The sequence below is a fragment of the Kitasatospora sp. NPDC004531 genome (genome assembly GCF_053602195.1).
In genome coordinates this window covers 1-18,204 of sequence record NZ_JBSGDD010000010.1, presented here as the reverse complement: position 1 = coordinate 18,204, position 18,204 = coordinate 1, and the positions used below count along the sequence as shown (strand labels likewise).

The 18,204-nt window shown below is 72.8% G+C and carries 16 protein-coding genes; 15 read left to right on the top strand and 1 reads right to left on the bottom strand.

The genetic code is table 11. The annotated features are described in order from the left end of the window. The first annotated feature begins 322 nt into the window (after window positions 1-322). From nsdA to ftsH, 7 genes are all read left to right on the top strand, one after another. On the top strand, window positions 323-1,777 hold the full coding sequence (gene nsdA / locus ACWEMJ_RS07145; RefSeq protein ID WP_452135961.1) for a transcriptional repressor NsdA: 1,455 nt from the start codon (window positions 323-325) through the stop codon (window positions 1,775-1,777). 172 nt (window positions 1,778-1,949) lie between these two features. After that, window positions 1,950-3,272 carry an ammonium transporter gene (locus ACWEMJ_RS07140; protein ID WP_452135960.1) on the top strand — a complete coding sequence of 441 codons (1,323 nt, stop codon included), beginning with the start codon at window positions 1,950-1,952 and terminating at the stop codon, window positions 3,270-3,272. Further along, window positions 3,269-3,607, top strand: a complete 339-nt coding sequence (locus ACWEMJ_RS07135; RefSeq protein WP_452135959.1) for a P-II family nitrogen regulator — start codon at window positions 3,269-3,271, stop codon at window positions 3,605-3,607. Before ACWEMJ_RS07140 ends, ACWEMJ_RS07135 begins: the two co-directional genes overlap by 4 nt. Before the next feature lie 17 nt (window positions 3,608-3,624). Further along, window positions 3,625-5,997, top strand: coding sequence for a [protein-PII] uridylyltransferase (locus tag ACWEMJ_RS07130; RefSeq protein WP_452135958.1), 2,373 nt, complete (start codon window positions 3,625-3,627; stop codon window positions 5,995-5,997). Between the two features lie 100 nt (window positions 5,998-6,097). Further along, window positions 6,098-7,648: a signal recognition particle protein gene (gene ffh, locus ACWEMJ_RS07125; RefSeq protein WP_452135957.1), complete on the top strand. Its 1,551-nt coding sequence runs from the start codon at window positions 6,098-6,100 to the stop codon at window positions 7,646-7,648. Window positions 7,649-7,894: 246 nt separating this feature from the next. Beyond that, window positions 7,895-8,419, top strand: a complete 525-nt coding sequence (locus tag ACWEMJ_RS07120) for a GNAT family N-acetyltransferase (protein ID WP_452135956.1) — start codon at window positions 7,895-7,897, stop codon at window positions 8,417-8,419. A gap of 69 nt (window positions 8,420-8,488) precedes the next feature. Next, window positions 8,489-10,393: an ATP-dependent zinc metalloprotease FtsH gene (gene ftsH, locus ACWEMJ_RS07115; protein WP_452135955.1), complete on the top strand. Its 1,905-nt coding sequence runs from the start codon at window positions 8,489-8,491 to the stop codon at window positions 10,391-10,393. Here ftsH and ACWEMJ_RS07110 read toward each other — a convergent pair. After that, a complete protein-coding gene (locus ACWEMJ_RS07110; RefSeq protein WP_452135954.1) occupies window positions 10,380-11,183 on the bottom strand; it encodes an SAM-dependent methyltransferase in 804 nt (267 codons plus the stop codon). The two genes, ftsH and ACWEMJ_RS07110, sit on opposite strands and share 14 nt — an antisense overlap. Window positions 11,184-11,426: 243 nt before the next feature. Between ACWEMJ_RS07110 and proS the strand changes: the two genes are divergently transcribed. The 8 genes from proS (at window position 11,427) to lepB (ending at window position 18,062) form a co-directional block, all read left to right on the top strand. Continuing rightward, on the top strand, window positions 11,427-12,839 hold the full coding sequence (gene proS / locus ACWEMJ_RS07105) for a proline--tRNA ligase (protein ID WP_452135953.1): 1,413 nt from the start codon (window positions 11,427-11,429) through the stop codon (window positions 12,837-12,839). Window positions 12,840-13,262: 423 nt separating this feature from the next. Beyond that, window positions 13,263-13,841: a hypothetical protein gene (locus ACWEMJ_RS07100; protein ID WP_043916169.1), complete on the top strand. Its 579-nt coding sequence runs from the start codon at window positions 13,263-13,265 to the stop codon at window positions 13,839-13,841. A gap of 348 nt (window positions 13,842-14,189) precedes the next feature. After that, window positions 14,190-14,618, top strand: coding sequence for a 30S ribosomal protein S16 (rpsP, locus tag ACWEMJ_RS07095; protein ID WP_345699129.1), 429 nt, complete (start codon window positions 14,190-14,192; stop codon window positions 14,616-14,618). 2 nt (window positions 14,619-14,620) lie between these two features. Continuing rightward, window positions 14,621-14,860 carry an RNA-binding protein gene (locus tag ACWEMJ_RS07090; protein ID WP_014138265.1) on the top strand — a complete coding sequence of 80 codons (240 nt, stop codon included), beginning with the start codon at window positions 14,621-14,623 and terminating at the stop codon, window positions 14,858-14,860. 162 nt (window positions 14,861-15,022) lie between these two features. Next, the gene (gene rimM, locus ACWEMJ_RS07085) at window positions 15,023-15,676 is read left to right on the top strand and encodes a ribosome maturation factor RimM (protein WP_452135952.1); all 654 of its coding nucleotides are present in this window, start codon (window positions 15,023-15,025) and stop codon (window positions 15,674-15,676) included. A gap of 5 nt (window positions 15,677-15,681) precedes the next feature. Then, window positions 15,682-16,500, top strand: coding sequence for a tRNA (guanosine(37)-N1)-methyltransferase TrmD (gene trmD, locus ACWEMJ_RS07080; RefSeq protein WP_452136036.1), 819 nt, complete (start codon window positions 15,682-15,684; stop codon window positions 16,498-16,500). 153 nt (window positions 16,501-16,653) lie between these two features. Then, the gene (rplS, locus tag ACWEMJ_RS07075) at window positions 16,654-17,004 is read left to right on the top strand and encodes a 50S ribosomal protein L19 (RefSeq protein ID WP_452135951.1); all 351 of its coding nucleotides are present in this window, start codon (window positions 16,654-16,656) and stop codon (window positions 17,002-17,004) included. Window positions 17,005-17,297: 293 nt separating this feature from the next. Continuing rightward, window positions 17,298-18,062 carry a signal peptidase I gene (lepB, locus tag ACWEMJ_RS07070; RefSeq protein ID WP_452135950.1) on the top strand — a complete coding sequence of 255 codons (765 nt, stop codon included), beginning with the start codon at window positions 17,298-17,300 and terminating at the stop codon, window positions 18,060-18,062. Window positions 18,063-18,204: the final 142 nt, after the last annotated feature.

Here is an 18,204-nt window from a genome sequence, read left to right as displayed (position 1 = left end):
TTCGGGCCGCCTGGGCGAGCAGGCGCCTTGCACCCGCGCTTCGGATGCCGGATCGTCGTTGCCGCACGCGTGCCTCCGTCGGGATTCCGGGCATGTGCCGGGGTCATGCCGAGCTGACACATAGTGAAGCGCGGCTCCGCGCCCGGTAGTTCACTCGTGGGGGTGGCGAAAGGTGGCGTTTCCCCGACGTTGCTCCCTCGGATGGCGGAGGGACGCTACGTTCTGGATACGGAATGCAGCGGACCGGTCACAGCGGTCGGCGAAATGACGAGTCGTCAAGGCGAGCGGGAGCCCCGGTTCGGGGCGGGATGGGGACGGTCCCATGGGTGAGAAGCAGCCGAACGAGAAGCTGGGCTCCTGGTTCGCGCGCAGCGGCTGGTCGAAGGGCGAGCTCGCGCGCCAAGTGAACCGGAGAGCACGGCAGATCGGCGCGCACCACGTCTCCACCGACACCTCGCGCGTGCGCCGGTGGCTGGACGGCGAGCAGCCGCGCGAGCCGATCCCGAAGATCATGTCGGAGCTGTTCTCCGAGCGCTTCGGCTCGGTGGTGTCGATCGAGGATCTCGGGCTGCGGGCCGCCATCCCGGTGACCACCGTCGGCGGCGGGGTGGACCTGCCGTGGAGCCCGCAGCAGACGGTGCAGGCGATCAGCGAGTACTCGCGCAGCGACCTGATGCTCAACCGCCGCGGTTTCCTGGGCACTTCACTGGCGCTGACGGCCGGCGCGGCGCTGATCGAGCCGATGCAGCGCTGGCTGACGCCGGGCCCGAACGGCGAGCCGACGCCGATCCTGACGGCGGCCAACAACGGCGAGCAGTTCACCGGCCGGCTGTCCGAGCCGGAGATGCAGCTGCTGGAGCAGACCACCGAGATGTTCCGGAAGTGGGACGCCCAGAACGGCGGCGGGCTGCGCCGCAAGGCCGTGGTGGGCCAGCTCCACGAGGTCACCGACCTGCTGCAGGAGACCTACCCGGAGAGCACCACCAAGCGGCTGTTCCGGCTCACCGCCGGGCTGGCCCACCTGGCCGGCTTCATGTCCTACGACGTGGGCATGCACCCGAGCGCCCAGAAGTACTACGTGCTGGCGCTGCACGCCGCCAAGGAGGCCGGGGACCGGCCGTTCGGCGCGCACGTGCTGACCGACATGTGCCGCCAGATGATCCACCTGAACCGCGGCGAGGACGCGCTGGAGCTGATCCACCTGGCCCAGTACGGCAGTCGGGACACCGCCAGCACCCGCCAGCAGTCGCTGCTGTACGCGATGGAGGCCCGCGCGTACGCCACCATCGGCGAGGTCAACCGCTGCACCCGGGCGGTCCGGCTCGCCGAGGACACCTTCAGCGACATCAACGCCGGTGACGAGACGCCGAATTGGCTGCGGTTCTTCTCGGAGGCCGAGCTGAACGCGGAGAACGGCCACTCCTTCCGCGACCTGGCGTACACCTCGGACCGGGGCAACGCGATGGCCAAGTCCGCCGAGCCGATGATCACCAAGGCCGTCGACATGTTCCGGGAGGACGGCGACCACGTCCGCACCTACGCGTTCAACCTGGTCGGCATGGCCTCGGTGCGGCTGCTCCAGCGCGAGCCGGAGGAGGCCGCCGAGTACTGCGAGGCGGCGGTGGACATCGCCCGCAAGGTGCGCTCCGAGCGGCTGAACACCCGGGTCCGCAAGACCTCCGAGGCCGCGACCCGGGACTTCCGCGGCGTCGCCGAGGTGGACCGGCTCGCCGAGCGGGTGGTCCAGGACATCCCGGAGTTCGTCTCGGTGGTCTGACCGGCCCCGAGGGTTCACGCGCCCGTAACGGGCGCGTGAACCACGTCATCGTGGTGAAACACCGGGCCACATCGGCGGAAACCCGCCTTCGGCACGCTCCTCCCAACGCCGACATGCCGGGCCGCTCGCACGCCCCGGCATGGAGCGGCTCCCACCCTCGGAGGAGACGCCGATGCCGGACGGCTTCAGCGCGGGCGACACCGCCTTCGTACTCATCAGTGCGGCCCTGGTCATGGTGATGACCCCGGGCCTGGCCTTCTTCTACGGAGGCATGGTCAGGGTCAAGAGCACCCTCAACATGCTCGCCATGAGCTTCGTCTCGCTGGCGATCGTCAGCGTGCTCTGGGTGCTCTACGGCTACTCGCTGGCGTTCGGGCCGGACGCCGGTGCCGGGCTGATCGGCAACCTCGACTTCGTCGGCCTGCGCGGCATCGACCTGAACGCGCTCACCGGCAGCATCCCGGTCACCGCGTTCGCCGCGTTCCAGCTGATGTTCGCGGTCATCACCCCGGCGCTGATCAGCGGCGCGATCGCGGACCGGGCCAGGTTCGCGTCCTGGAGCCTGTTCGTGGCGCTCTGGGTGACGGTGGTCTACTTCCCGGTCGCGCACTGGGTGTTCTTCTTCGACGGCGGCCGCGGCGGCTGGCTCGGCGACCGCAACGGCGTGATCGACTTCGCCGGCGGCACCGCCGTGCACATCAACGCCGGCGCGGCGGGCCTGGCGCTGGCGCTGGTGCTGGGCCGGCGGATCGGCTTCCGCAAGGACCCGATGCGTCCGCACAGCCTGCCGCTGGTGATGCTCGGCTCCGGCCTGCTGTGGTTCGGCTGGTTCGGCTTCAACGCGGGTTCGGCGCTGGCCGCCAACGGCGTCGCGGGCATGGCGTTCCTGAACACCCAGGTCGCCACCGCCGCCGCGATGATCGGCTGGCTGGCGTACGAGCGGCTGCGGCACGGCGCGTTCACCACCCTCGGCGCGGCCTCCGGCGCGGTCGCCGGACTGGTCGCCATCACCCCCGCCTGCGGCTCGGTGTCGCCGCTCGGCGCGGTCGCCGTCGGCCTGGTCGCGGGCGCCGCCTGCGCCGCCGCGATCGGCCTCAAGTACCGCTTCGGGCTGGACGATTCGCTCGACGTGGTGGGCGTCCACCTGCTCGGCGGCGTGATCGGCTCGCTGCTGGTCGGCCTGTTCGCCACCGGCCACGTCGGCCAGAGCACGGCCGGCCTGTTCTACGGCGGCGGCCTCGGACAGCTCGGCAAGCAGGCGCTCGGCGTGGTCGTGGTGCTGGCGTACTCGTTCGTGCTCTCCTGGCTGCTGGGCACCGCCATCCAGCGGACGATCGGCTTCCGGGTCGCCGAGGAGGTCGAGGTCGCCGGCATCGACCAGGCCGAACACGCCGAATCCGCCTACGACTTCACCGCCCTCGGGGGCGGCCCGGGCCGTACCGTTCCCAGTCACACCACCGCCATCGCAGACAAGACCGAGGTCGACGCCCGATGAAGCTCATCACCGCCGTCATCAAGCCCCACCGCCTGGACGAGGTCAAGGACGCCCTGCAGGCGTTCGGGGTGCACGGACTGACCGTCACCGAGGCCAGCGGCTACGGCCGGCAGCGCGGCCACACCGAGGTCTACCGGGGCGCCGAGTACACCGTCGACCTGGTGCCCAAGGCCCGGGTGGAAATACTGGTCGAGGACGAGGACGCCGAGCAGGTGATCGACGTGGTGGTCCGGGCCGCCCGCACCGGGAAGATCGGCGACGGCAAGGTGTGGTCCGTCCCGGTGGAGACCGCCGTGCGGGTCCGCACCGGCGAACGCGGCCCCGACGCCCTCTGACCCCGCCCGGAGCAGCCGTGACCAGCCCCGACCGCGGCCACCTCGCCGAACGCGCCCGGCTGCTCGCCGACCCCGCCCGCACCGGGCGCGAACGGCGCACCGCGCTGGCCCGGCTCACCGACGACTGGCTGGCCGGCCTGCACCGGGCGGCCGGCGCGCCGGCCGGCACCGCCCTGGTCGCGGTCGGCGGCTACGGCCGGGGCGAACTCTCCCCGCGCAGCGACCTGGACGTGCTGCTGCTGCACGACGGACCGCTCGCCCCCGGCCTCGCCGACCGGATCTGGTACCCCGTCTGGGACAGCGGCCTGGCCCTCGACCACGCCGTCCGCACCCCCGACGGGGCCCGCCGGGTCGCCGCCGACGACCTCAGGGCCGCCCTGGGCCTGCTCGACGCCCGCCACCTGGCCGGCGACCCGGCGCTGACCGCCGCGCTGCGCACCCGGGTGCTCGCCGACTGGCGCGCCGCCGCCCCCGCCCGGCTGCCCGAACTGCGCGCCCTCGGCCGGGCCCGGGCGGAGCGCCACGGCGACCTGTCGTTCCTGCTGGAGCCCGACCTGAAGGAGGCCCGCGGCGGCCTGCGCGACCTGGTCGCGCTGGACGCGGTCGCCGCCAGCTGGCTCGCCGACGCCCCCCGGGACGGCCTGGCCGCCGCCGCCCGCACCCTCGCCGACGTCCGCGACGCGCTTCACCTGACCGCCGGCCGGGCCACCGACCGGCTCGCCCTCCAGGACCAGGACCAGGTCGCCGAACAGCTCGGCCTGCCCGACGCCGACACCCTGCTGCGCCGGGTCTACGGCGCCGCCCGCACCGTCGGGTACGCCTCCGACGTCACCTGGCGGGCCGTCGAACGCGTCCTGGCCGCCCGCACCCGGCGCGGCCGGCGGTGGCTCCGGGCCGGGGCCGACCGCCGGCCGCTGGCCGAGGGCGTGGTCGAGCAGGACGGCGAGGCGGTGCTCGCCCAGGCCGCCCGGCTCGCCGCCGACCCGGTGCTGCCGCTGCGCGCGGCCGCCGCGGCCGCCCAGGCCGGACTGCCCGTCGCCCACGCCACCGTCCGCCGGCTGGCCGCCGAGACCGGGCCGCTGCCGGTGCCCTGGCCCGACGAGGCCCGCGACCTGCTGGTCGCCCTGCTCGGCGCCGGCGAGGCCTGCCTGCCGGTGTGGGAGGCGCTGGACGCCGAGGGCCTGATCGGCCGGCTGCTGCCCGACTGGGAGCGGGTCCGCTGCCGCCCGCAGCGCAACGCCGTGCACCGCTGGACGGTGGACCGGCACCTGATCGAGACCGCGGTGCGGGCCGCCGCGCTGACCCGCCGCACCGCCCGCCCCGATCTGCTGCTGGTCGCCGCCCTGCTGCACGACCTCGGCAAGGGCTCGCCCGGCGACCACTCCCGGGCCGGCGAGGCGATCGTCCGCGACCTGGCCGCCCGGATGGGCTTCGACAAGCGGGACACCGACACCCTCGGACTGCTGGTGCGCCACCACCTGACGCTGGTGGACACCGCCACCCGCCGCGACCCCGACGACCCGGCCACCGCCGACCTGATCGCCGCGGCGGTCGGCGACCGCACCCACCTGGAACTGCTGCACGCCCTCACCGAGGCGGACGCCACCGCCACCGGCCCCGCCGCCTGGTCGGCCTGGCGGGCCTCGCTGGTCGACCAGCTGGTCGCCCGCACCGCCGCCCGACTGGCCGGCTCGCCGCCGCCCGCCGTCGACGCCGCCCCCACCGTCGAGCAGGAACGCCTCGCCGTCGAGGCCGCCCGCACCGGCGGACCCGCGCTGACCCTGCGCGCGCACGCCGAACCCGACGACGGCACCGAACCCGTCGGCGTCGAACTGACCCTCGCCGTCCCCGACCGCCCCGGCCTGCTCGGCACCGTCGCCGGCGTGCTCGCCGTGCACCGCCTCACCGTCCGCCGGGCCGTGCTCCGCGAACTCGACCCGGCCGGCGCCGGCCCCGTCCTGCTGATCGACTGGACGGTGGCCACCCAGTACGGCGACGTCCCCGAGGCGGCCCGGCTCCGCGCCGACCTGCGGCGCGCCCTGGACGGCACCCTGGACGTGGCCCGCAGGCTCGCCGAACGCGACGCCGCCGCACCGCGCCGCCCCGGCATCCGCACCCCGCCGCCGCTGGTCGCCGTCGCCCCCGCTGGCGCGTCCCGCTCGGCCACCGTGCTGGAGGTCCGCGCCCACGACGCACCCGGCCTGCTGCACCGGATCGGCCGCGCCCTGGACACCGCCGGCGTGCGGGTCCGCACCGCGCACGTCTCCACCCTGGGCGCCGAGGCGGTGGACGCGTTCTACCTGACCGCCGAGGACGGCCGACCGCTCGACGAGGCCCGCGCGCAGCAGGTCGCACGGGCCGTCCAGGACGCCCTGGACACCGCCCGGTAGCGCGTTCACGCAGGGGCGCAGACCGTCCACCGGGCGTACGGCTACCCTTGGGGGCGACGACCGTACCCGTACTCGATGCCGCAAGGGACCCGCGACCGACGTGTTCGACACTCTCTCCGACCGCCTCGCAGCGACGTTCAAGAACCTCCGGGGCAAGGGCCGCCTCAGCGAGGCGGACATCGACGCCACCACGCGCGAGATCCGGATCGCCCTGCTGGAGGCGGATGTCGCGCTCCCCGTGGTCCGGGCGTTCATCAAGCAGATCAAGGAGCGCGCCCTCGGCGCGGAGGTCTCCGGTGCGCTGAACCCGGCCCAGCAGATCATCAAGATCGTCAACGAGGAGCTGATCGGCATCCTCGGTGGCGAGACCCGCCGCCTGCGGTACGCCAAGACCGGCCCGACCGTGATCATGCTGGCCGGCCTCCAGGGCGCCGGCAAGACCACCCTGGCCGGAAAGCTCGGCCACTGGCTCAAGGCCCAGAAGCACACCCCGCTGCTGGTCGCCTGCGACCTCCAGCGCCCCAACGCCGTCACCCAGCTCGGCGTCGTCGCCGAGCGCGCCGGCGTCGCCTTCTACGGCCCGCAGCCCGGCAACGGCGTCGGCGACCCGGTGCAGGTCGCCCGCGACTCCATCGAGTACGCGAAGCAGAAGCAGTACGACGTGGTGATCGTCGACACCGCCGGCCGCCTCGGCATCGACGCCGAACTGATGCAGCAGGCCGCGGACATCCGTGCCGCGGTCAACCCCGACGAAGTCCTGTTCGTGGTCGACGCCATGGTCGGCCAGGACGCGGTCACCACCGCGCAGGCCTTCCTCGAAGGCGTCGACTTCACCGGCGTCGTGCTCTCCAAGCTCGACGGCGACGCCCGCGGCGGCGCCGCGCTCTCCGTCGCGCACGTCACCGGCCGCCAGATCATGTTCGCCTCCAACGGCGAGAAGGTCGACGACTTCGACGCCTTCCACCCCGACCGGATGGCCTCGCGCATCCTCGGCATGGGCGACGTCCTCTCCCTGATCGAGAAGGCCGAACAGACCTTCTCGCAGGCCGAGGCCGAGAAGATGGCCGCCAAGCTGCAGGGCGGCGGCAAGGAGTTCACGCTCGACGACTTCCTGTCGCAGCTGGAGCAGGTCCAGAAGATGGGCTCGATCTCCAAGCTCCTCGGCATGCTCCCCGGCATGGGCCAGATCCGCGACCAGATCAACAACATCGACGACAAGGACGTCAACCGGGTCGGCGCGATCATCAAGTCGATGACCCCGGCCGAGCGCAGCGAGCCGAAGCTCATCAACGGCTCGCGCCGGCTGCGCATCGCCAAGGGCGCCGGCGTCCAGGTCGGCGAGGTCTCCAGCCTGGTCGAGCGGTTCTTCGAGGCCCGCAAGATGATGTCCGCGATGGCCTCCGGCAAGGGCATCCCCGGCATGCCCGGCATCCCCGGCATGGGGGGCGGCGGCAAGCGCTCCGGCAAGAAGGCCCCCGTCGCGAAGGGCAAGCGCAAGAGCGGCAACCCGCTCAAGCGCGCGCAGGAAGAGGCGGCGGCCGCCGAGCGCAAGGCCCTCGGCCCGGGCCGGGACGGCAACGCGTTCGGCCTGCCGGCGGGCAAGGGCGCGGCGGACTTCGAGCTCCCCAAGGAGTTCAAGGACCTGCTGTAGGGCGCGAGAACGCAGGCGGGCGCGAAACCGGGGGCGCGTGGGGGCACCTCCCGGCCCGCCAGGGCTGGGGGAGAACTGCGCGACAAGCGCAAGGCCTGTCCGCAAGGTCGCGATCGAGTGCAGGTCATTGTCCTGCGTCGCGATCTTGCGGATGGGGTGCCTTCCGCTTCGCGCAGTTCCCCGCGCCCCCGTTTTCGCACCCTTCCGCGCCCTGCCTGTCCCACCCTTTGCGCGATGATGGCTCGCATGCGCGTAACGATCCGAGCCCCCCGCCCAGATGACGTCGTCCCCTACGCCGAGGCGGTGCGGCGTTCCGCCGAGCACATCGGGCGGTGGAACCCCGTGGAGCCCGACGGCCTGCCGGATCTGCTGAGCCGTCAGGGGGTCGGGCTGCGGACGTTCCTGATCCTGGACCGGGAGACCGGCGGCCTGGTCGGCAAGTGCAACGTGGCGAACATCGTGATGGCCCGGTTCCGCTGCGGCGTCCTCGGCTACGACTCCTACGTGCCGTTCGAGGGGACGGGCCGGATGTCGGAGGGCATGCGGCTGGTGGTGGAGCGCTGCTTCGCGCCGGCCGAGGAGGGCGGCCTCGGGCTGCACCGGCTGGAGATCAACGTGCAGCCGGACAACGAGCGTTCGGTGGCGATGGCCCGCCGGCTGGGCTTCCGGCACGAGGGCTTCTCGCCGCGGATGCTGTTCCTGCAGGACGCCTGGCGCGACCACGAGCGGTTCGCGCTGACGGCGGAGGAGTGGCCGACCCCCGTGCGCTGACCCCCGCGCCGACCGGTGTCGCGGCGTTGCGCGCCGACCGGCAGGCGGAATGTCCGTATCGTCCGGCAGGTGAGCAACCCCGTGCCGCCGCGTCAGACCCCCGATCAGCCCTGGCGTTCCGAGGGGGCGCCGCCCCCGCCGCCGCCGAAGAAGAAGATGCCGGGCGGCTGGACGGGCCTGATCCTCACCGCCCTGGTGGTGTTCCTGCTGTCGGACCTGCTGCTGAGCTTCTTCGGCGGCGGCGGGTCCACCACCGTCTCGTACACCGAGTTCGACAAGCAGCTGAACAGCGGCAACATCACCAAGATCTACTCCAAGGGCGACTCCATCGAGGGCACCCTGAAGAACAAGCAGCCCAAGCCGGACGGCGCGAAGGGCGACTACACCGAATTCACCACCCAGCGACCGGCGTTCGCCACCGACAACCTCTGGGGCACGCTGCAGTCGCAGAACGTCGAGGTGACCGCCCGCCCGGTGGTGCAGCAGCGCAGCTTCCTGGCCAACCTGCTGATCTCGCTCGCCCCGATGCTGCTGCTGATCGCGGTCTGGATCTTCATCGCCCGCCGGATGGCCGGCGGCATGGGCGCCGGCGCACTCGGCCGCAAGGCCCCGCCCAAGCCGGTGGACACCAGCCAGGGCCGGCGCACCACGTTCCAGGACGTGGCCGGCATCGACGAGGTGGAGGCCGAACTCAGCGAGGTGGTCGACTTCCTGAAGAACCCGCAGGCCTACCGCCGACTCGGCGCGAAGATGCCGCGCGGCGTCCTGCTGTCCGGCCCGCCCGGCACCGGCAAGACCCTGCTGGCCCGCGCGGTCGCCGGGGAGGCGGACGTCCCGTTCTTCTCGGCGTCCGCGTCCGAGTTCATCGAGATGATCGTCGGCGTCGGCGCCAGCCGGGTCCGCGACCTGTTCGCCGAGGCCCGCAAGGTCGCCCCCGCGATCATCTTCATCGACGAGATCGACACCATCGGCCGCCAGCGCGGCGGCGGTGGCGGCATGGGCGGCCACGACGAGCGCGAGCAGACGCTCAACCAGATCCTCACCGAGATGGACGGCTTCTCCGGCTCCGAGGGCGTCATCGTGATCGCCGCGACCAACCGGGCCGAGATCCTCGACCCCGCCCTGCTGCGCCCCGGCCGCTTCGACCGGCGGATCACCGTCAGCCCGCCCGACCGGGCCGGCCGCGAACAGATCCTGCGGATCCACGCCCGCGAAGTCCCGCTGGCCAAGGGCACCGACCTGGACGCGGTGGCCCGCACCACGCCCGGCATGACCGGCGCCGATCTGGCCAACCTGGTCAACGAGGCCGCGCTGCTGGCCGTCAAGAACCAGCAGGACGCGGTCGACCAGGAGAACCTCTCGGAGGCCCTGGAGAAGGTCCAACTCGGCGCGGTGCGGCCCCTGGTGATGCCCCAGCAGGAGCGCGAACGCACCGCCTACCACGAGTCCGGGCACGCCCTGCTCGGCATGCTCCAGCCCGGCGCCGACCCCGTCCGCAAGGTCACCATCGTGCCGCGCGGCCGCGCCCTCGGCGTCACCCTCTCCACCCCCGACACCGACCGCTACTCCTACACCGAGCCCTACCTGCGCGGCCGGATCATCGGCGCGCTCGGCGGCATGGCGGCCGAGCAGGTGGTCTACGGAGTCGTCACCACCGGCGCCGAGAGCGACCTCGAACAACTCACCACCATCGCCCGGTCGATGGCCGGCCGCTGGGGCATGAGCAGCCTGGTCGGCCGGGTCACCGCCATCCCCAACGACAGCCAGTCCCCGTACGGCCTGTCGGCCGCGCCCACCACCCTGGACGCGGTCGACGAGGAGGCCCGCCGGATCGTCGCCGAGTGCTGGGAGGAGGCGATCGTCCTGCTCAACCGCCACCGCCACCGGCTCGACGCCCTCGCCACCGCCCTGCTGGAGGCCGAGACGCTCGACGAGGACGCCGCCTACGCCGCCGCCGGCATCACCCGCGAGTAGCCCCCTCCGGCCGGACGCCCGCCGCCCAGCGGAACTCGTCCACCATCCGCACCGAGCCGTCCGGGAGCAGGAACGGGTGCAGCGCCTCCTCCACCTCCTTGGCCACCAGCGCCGCCCCGGCCCGCTGCTCCGCCCGGTCGAACAGGCCGGTGGCGAGCATCCCGCGGACCGCCGAGTCCAGCCCCGGGTACGCGAACGGGCAGACCACCCGGCCGGCGGCGGACGGGCGCAGGCCGGCGGAGACCAGCAGCGACTCCAGCTCGGGCCGCCGCTCGCCGTCCTCCGCCGGCGCGTGCCGGTGCGCCACCTCCAGCACCGCCGTGCTCTGGCAGCGCTCCGCCGGGCCCCGGTCCGCGAGCACCAGCAGCCCGCCGGGGAGCGTGCGCCGCGCCGACCAGGCGACCAGCGCGGGCGTCGGCGACTGCTCGAAAACCGTCACCAGGGAGTGCGCCGGCCGGGGGAGGGGGTGCGCCGAACGGGTGAGGCCGCCGCCGGGCGCCACCTGGAGCCCGCGGGCCGCCGCCAGCTCCCGCAGCTCGCCGTCCCACTCCACCCCCGCGACCTGCGCGCCGCGCCCCTCGGCGAGCAGCAGCGCCAGCCCCGACCGGCAGCCCACCCCGAGCAGGCTGGTCGCCGCGCCGACCTCCAGGCACCGGTAGACGTCCAGGTAGAGGGGGACGAGCATGCGCTCCTGGATCTCCGCCCAGTCCCGTGCCCGACCGCGCCGCTCCGGTGGATCGTCCGCCCGGACCCGGTCCACGGTGCTGCCGGTCACCTGCGCTGAAGCCATCGGGGCCTCCCAATCGGTCCACGTCGGTCCTCGGATTCGGCTGCGCCTGCCGCAGCCCGGCACCCCCCGGCCCTCTCAGCGAACAGCGGGTCGCCGCCGTCGTCCAGAGGGGTGCGAGCAGGCATCCGCGCGCTGCGGGTGTGCGCCCCGGGGTGTGCGCGGGCGTGCCGCGGACCCCGCCGCGGGCCCGGGCCGGGGAATCGGATTCACGGTCCGGCCGCCGCTCCCCGTACCATTCGGCCCATGGCTAAGGCACCCGTTCTCACCCCCCAGGCGGAAGACTTCCCCCGCTGGTACCAGGACCTCATCAACAAGGCAGAGCTGGCCGACAACGGTCCGGTGCGGGGCACCATGGTCATCCGACCGTACGGCTACGGCCTGTGGGAGCGGATGCAGCAGGAGATGGACGCCCGGATCAAGAAGGCCGGCGCCCAGAACGCGTACTTCCCGATGTTCATCCCGCAGTCGTACCTGACCAAGGAAGCCGAGCACGTGGAGGGCTTCGCCCCCGAGCTCGCGGTGGTCACCCACGGCGGCGGCAAGGAGCTGGAGGAGCCGGTGGTCGTCCGGCCCACCTCCGAGACGATCATCAACGAGTACTTCTCCAAGTGGGTGCAGAGCCACCGCGACCTGCCGCTGCTGATCAACCAGTGGGCCAACGTGGTCCGTTGGGAGCTGCGCCCGCGCGTCTTCCTGCGCACCACCGAGTTCCTCTGGCAGGAGGGCCACACCGCCCACGCCACCTACGAGGACGCCCGCGACTACGCCTCGCGGATCCACACGGACGTCTACGGCGACTTCATGACCAACGTGCTCGGCATCGACGTGGTGCTCGGCCGCAAGACCGCCAAGGAGCGCTTCGCCGGCGCCATCAACACCCTCACGCTCGAAGGCATGATGCGTGACGGCAAGGCCCTGCAGATGGGCACCAGCCACGAGCTGGGCCAGAACTTCGCCAAGGCCTTCAACACCACCTACCAGCTCCAGGGCGCCGAGCGCGAGTTCGTCTGGCAGACCTCCTGGGGCGTGTCGACCCGCATGGTCGGCGGCCTGATCATGTCCCACGGCGACGACAACGGCCTGCGGGTCCCGCCGCGGCTGGCCGCCGTCCAGGTCGTGGTGCTGGCCATCAAGGGCGAGGACGCGGTGCTGGCCAAGGTCCGAGAGATCGGCGCCCAGCTGGAGGCCGCCGGCGTCCGCGTGGTCGTCGACGACCGCACCGACACCCCGTTCGGCCGCCGCGCCGTCGACTGGGAGCTCAAGGGCGTTCCGCTGCGCATCGAGGTCGGCCCGCGCGACCTGGAGGCCGGCACCGCGATGCTGGCCCGCCGGATCGCCGGCGGCAAGGAGCCGGTCCAGGTCGACTCCCTGGCCGCGATCGTCCCCGGCATCCTGGAGGAGGACCAGGCGCAGCTGCTGCGCGAGTCCCGCGAGCGCCGCGAGGCCCGCACCGTGGACGTCAAGACCATCGACGAGGCCGTCGAGGCCGCCGCCACCGGCTGGGGCCGGATCTCCTGGGCCGACCTCGGCCCCGAGGGCGAGGCGAAGTTGGCCGAGCAGGGCGTGTCGGTGCGCTGCATCGTCGCCGCCGACGGCACCGTGCCGGCCACCGACGACCAGGAGGGCAACCTCGCCCTGGTGGCCCGCGCCTACTGATCCGATTGCCGCGAGCGTCCCCGGGCTCCGCGCCCGGGGACCGCTTGCGGAGCGTGATCACCGCGCTGAGCTGGGAAGCTCCCGTTGAGGCCGGTCAAAGCGTGAACGCCGGTTCACAACTTGGCAGTTGAGACTACTGCCAAGTCAACTCCCGGCAGTACCTGACAAGCGGTACGGTATACGGCCCGTGGCCCTGTCAATTTTCGGACAGGACGCGGGCCGTCCGCCGTGGGGATGTTGGGCTCCGCGACGGGTGCCGAAAGCCCGGCGAGCCCGCCGGGCCCAAACGTGCAGGGGGTTGGTCTTGCGTCAGTTCGGAAGCGCGCAATTCGCGTACGGAAGTGTATTCCTGAGAGTTCGCTGGGAATTCCCGAACCACCGGGTGCAGCGGAACATCGGCTCTCTCCCCATCGTTGGTACAGCGTGAGCACGACACAGCCCCTCGTCCTTGCGGCCGAACTGGCCGCCGCCTGGAGCGACATCCAGGCCCACCACCGGGATCTGCCCGACCTGGCGTCGCCCGAGGCGCTGATCGGCGAGTCCTCGTCGGCCTGCGGCACCCGGCTCAACTTCGAGCGCCTGCTGCACGAGGCCGCGCACGGCCTGGCCGCCGCCCGGGAGATCCGCGACACGTCGCGGGCCGGGCGGTACCACAACCGGCGCTTCCTGCTGCTCGCGTCCGAGCTGGGCCTGGCCCACCCGGTCGAGCCGCACGCCAGCAGCGGCTTCTCCCAGGTGACGATGGGGCACGAGACCCGCGAGCGCTACGCCGAGACCATCGAGCGTCTCGACCGCGCGCTCGGGGCGCACCAGCTCGCCGTCGCCGGCGAGGGCAACCACCGCGCCTTCCGCGGACCGGCCGCCCGGCACGGGTCCTCGGGCGGCGGCGTTCGGGTCAAGGCGGTGTGCGGCTGCGGTCGCAACGTCCGCGTCGTCCCGTCGGTGCTCGCGCAGGCCTCGATCGTCTGCGGAGCCTGCCAGCAGCCGTTCAAGATCGCTTGATCCGGACCGCGGGCGGGGTGCCCGCGGACCGGCCATGAGTCGGCCGGCCCCTTCGGGGGGCGGTCGACATCACTTTTTTCGGGCGCGGGCGGGAGTGCGGGCGGGGCTTTTTCGGGGGCGGACGGGGGTGCGGGCGGGATTTCCGGGGTCGGACGGGGGCGCGGGGGCGGTCGGGGGCCGGTTCGGGGGGTCGTCCACGGTGTGGCAGAATGGACAGCTGAGTACTCGGCAGCCAGGCAGGACCCTCTCTCCCAACCGGCTGGCGTGTCCCTTGAACGGCACCTCGCGCCGCAGCCCCACGCGGCGGAGCGCTGCTCACCCACGTCAAAACCAGGAGAATCCACACCCGTGGCTGTCAAGATCAAGCTGAAGCGTCTGGGCAAGATCCGCTCCCCGCACTACCGCATCGTCGTCGCCGACTCGCGCACCAAGCGTGACGGTCGCGCGATCGAGGAGATCGGCATCTACCAGCCGACCTACAACCCCTCGAAGATCGAGGTCGACAGCGACCGCGCCCAGTACTGGCTGTCCGTCGGCGCCCAGCCGACCGAGCCGGTCCTCGCCATCCTCAAGCTGACCGGCGACTGGCAGAAGTTCAAGGGCCTGCCGGCTCCGGAGCCGCTGAAGGTCGCCGAGCCCAAGGTCGAGGACTTCTCGCACCTGTTCGCCAAGGCCGTCGCCGGCTTCGAGGACGCCACCACCGGTGTCGCCATCACCCCGAAGGCCAAGAAGTCGGACAAGGCTGACGAGGCCGAGGCCGCTTCCACCGAGGCCTGAGCATGATCGAGGAAGCCCTCGACCACCTGGTGAAGGGCATCGTCGAGCACCCCGACGAGGTGCAGGTCCGCTCGCGGAACCTGCGCCGCGGTCACACCATCGAGGTGCGGGTGCACCCCGACGACCTCGGCAAGGTGATCGGCCGGGGCGGCCGCACGGCGCGCGCACTGCGCACCGTGGTCGGCGCCCTCGGCGGTCGCAATGTCCGGGTCGATCTGGTCGACGTGGACAGCCTTCGCTGACCTCCTCGCTCGACCGGCAACGTCAACCGACAGGTCGACCACCGGGTTTCCGGACCGGCCGGGACGCATCCGTCCCGGCCGGTCCTTCCCGTTTTTCCGGGTCCTTCTGAACTCCACCACCACGCTCGCCTCACCCAGGCCCATCTCAGGAGAACGATCACCGTGCAGCTCGTCGTCGGCAAGATCGGCCGCGCCCACGGCATCCGCGGAGACGTCAGCGTCGAGGTCCGCACCGACGAGCCGGAACTGCGGCTCGGCCCCGGCGCGGTCCTCCTCACCGACCCCGCCGGCATCGGACCGCTGACCGTCGAGTCCGGCAAGGTGCACAGCGGCCGACTGCTGCTGCGCTTCGCCGGCATCAAGGACCGCACCGCCGCCGAGGCGCTGCGCGGCACCTTCCTGATCGCCGAGGTCGACCCGGAGGAGACCCCCGAGGACCCCGACGAGTACTACGACCACCAGCTGATCGGCCTGGACGTCGTCCTCACCGACGGCACCCTGATCGGCGAGCTCACCGAGGTGGTCCACCTCCCCTACCAGGACCTGCTCACCGTCCAGCGCCCCGACGGCACCGAGGTGCTCATCCCGTTCGTCGAGCAGATCGTCCCCGTCATCGACCTGGACGAGCAGCGCGCCGTGATCACCCCGCCGCCCGGCCTGATCGACCCCGCCGACGCGGTGGTCGCCTCCTCGCGCGAGGGTGCTGCGGCCGACTCCGCCGGCTCTGGTGATGCCGATGGCCCGGGTGACTCCGAGGGCACCGACAGCTCCGACAGCTCCGACGGCTCCGACGGCTCGACCGGGGGTGCGGTGTGACCGACATGCGGATCGACGTCGTCACGATCTTCCCCGAGTACCTGGAGCCGCTGAACGTCTCGCTGGTGGGCAAGGCGCGCGCCCGGGGACAGCTCGACGTGCACCTGCACGACCTGCGGCAGTGGACCACCGACATCCACCGCACCGTGGACGACACCCCCTACGGCGGTGGCCCCGGCATGGTGATGAAGCCCGAACCGTGGGGCGCGGCGCTGGACGCCGTCCTCGCGGCCGGCCCCGAGGGCGAGGTGCCGACCCTGGTGGTGCCCACCCCCAGCGGCCGGACCTTCACCCAGGAACTCGCCCAGGACCTGGCCTCCCGCAACTGGCTGGCCTTCGCGCCCGCCCGCTACGAGGGCATCGACCGGCGGGTCATCGAGGAAGCCGCGACCCGGATGCCCGTGGTCGAAGCCTCCATCGGCGACTACGTGCTGGCCGGCGGCGAGGTCGCCGTGCTGGTGATGGTCGAGGCGATCGCCCGGCTGCTGCCCGGCGTGCTCGGCAACGCCGAGTCCCACCGGGACGACTCCTTCGCCCCCGGCGCCATGGCCGACCTGCTGGAGGGCCCGGTGTACACCAAGCCCGCCGAGTGGCGCGGCCGCGAGGTGCCGGACATCCTGCTCAGCGGCCACCACGGGAAGATCGCCCAGTGGCGGCGCGAGCAGGCCTTCGCCCGCACCCTCGCCAACCGGCCCGACCTGGTGGCCCGTTGGCAGCGCGACGCGTTCACCAAGAAGGAACGCGAAGCGCTCAGCGTCCTCGGCCTGGCCTGGGACGACGCCGCCGGCCGATTTCGGTCTGCGGTAGAGCCTGTGGAAGAATAGGCGACTGCTGTCTGTCGCCCGGCTCCCTCGTGGGGTCAGTGGACCGGTGCCCCCGCCACGGGGGGTTCATCGTCAGCCGAAGCGGCCCGCAGCACCACCCAGTAGAGACGAATTTCCGTGGGCGGCCCGTGGCGCCTGCGATGGAGAGCAACGATGAGCAACAAGCTCGCTGCTGTCGACGCGGCCTCGCTGCGCAACGACATCCCCGCCTTCCGCCCCGGCGACACCCTGAAGGTGCACGTTCGAGTCATCGAAGGCAACCGCTCGCGCGTCCAGGTCTTCCAGGGCGTCGTCATCCGTCGTCAGGGCGCCGGCATCGGTGAGACCTTCACCGTCCGCAAGGTCAGCTTCAACGTCGGTGTCGAGCGCACCTTCCCGGTGCACACCCCGGTCGTCGAGAAGATCGAGGTCGTGACCCGCGGTGCGGTCCGCCGCGCCAAGCTGTACTACCTGCGCGACCTCCGCGGCAAGGCCGCGAAGATCAAGGAGAAGCGCGACGCGTGATCGCGCAGGCTCGACGGGGGAAGGCCCTCCGACCGGCTTAGGCCGGGAGGATAAGCTCACCCCCGATGAGCACGCACGAGCCACCGACGGACCGCGACGGCAGTCCCGCACCCACGGGTACGGACACACCGGCGCGGTCCGTTGCCGTTTCCGGGCCGACCTGCGAGCCGGGCTTCGGGCCGGGCTCCGAGCCCGCGGCCGGGGGCGGCAGCGGGGGCGGCGCCGCTGGGAACGGCGACGCGGCGGACTCCGGGGCGGGCTCGGGCCTGGCGGCGGATTCGGACTCGGGTGCCGTGGGGGACGCGGGCAGCGCGGGGGACGGCCCGGGCACCGGGGTGGCCGGGGCCTCCGGGGACGCTGGCGATGACCCGGACGCCGACGACGACGGATCCGGGCGGCGGTGGTCGCGCGACCTGCTGTGGATCGGCGCGGTGTGCGTGGTCGCGCTGCTGCTGGTGAACGCCTTCGTGGCCCGGCCCTTCGCGGTGCCGTCCGGCTCCATGGAGGGCACTCTGCAGCCGGGCGACCGGGTCCTGGTCAACCAGCTCGCCTACGCCTTCGGCGGGCAGCCCCAGCGGGGCGATGTGGTGGTCTTCGACGGCATCGGCTCCTTCCTGCCGTACCGGGACGAACCGTCCGGGATGAAGCGCATGCTGACCAGGGCCGGACTGGCCCCCGCCGGTGACACGGTCTACGTGAAACGGGTGATCGGGGTGGGCGGCGACCGGGTCACGTGCTGCGGCTCCGACGGCCGACTCCGGATCAATGGAGTGCCGCTGGACGAGAGCGACTATCTGCTTCCCGGCGACGCACCCTCGGCGGTACCTTTCGACATCGTGGTTCCTTCCGGCAAGTTGTGGGTGATGGGCGACCATCGCAGCGCGTCCCGCGACTCCCGGGACCACCTCGGCGAGCCCGGCGGCGGCACCGTCCCCGTGGACCGGGTGATCGGACGCGCCGACTGGCTGCTGTTCCCCCTCGACCGGACGAGCTCGCTCGACCGCCCGGCGGCATTCGCCGCGATTGAGGGGACCGGTGGCCATGGGGAGCAGAGGTAGACCCCGGGCCGCCACCGACGGCCCGGCCGGCTCCGAGGGTCCGGCCGATGGCGGGGGGCGGCCCCACGACGGCCACCAGGAACCACCGGAGTCGGTGGTCCCCGCCCCGGTCCGCCGCGCGCTGCGCCGCACCCGGCAGACC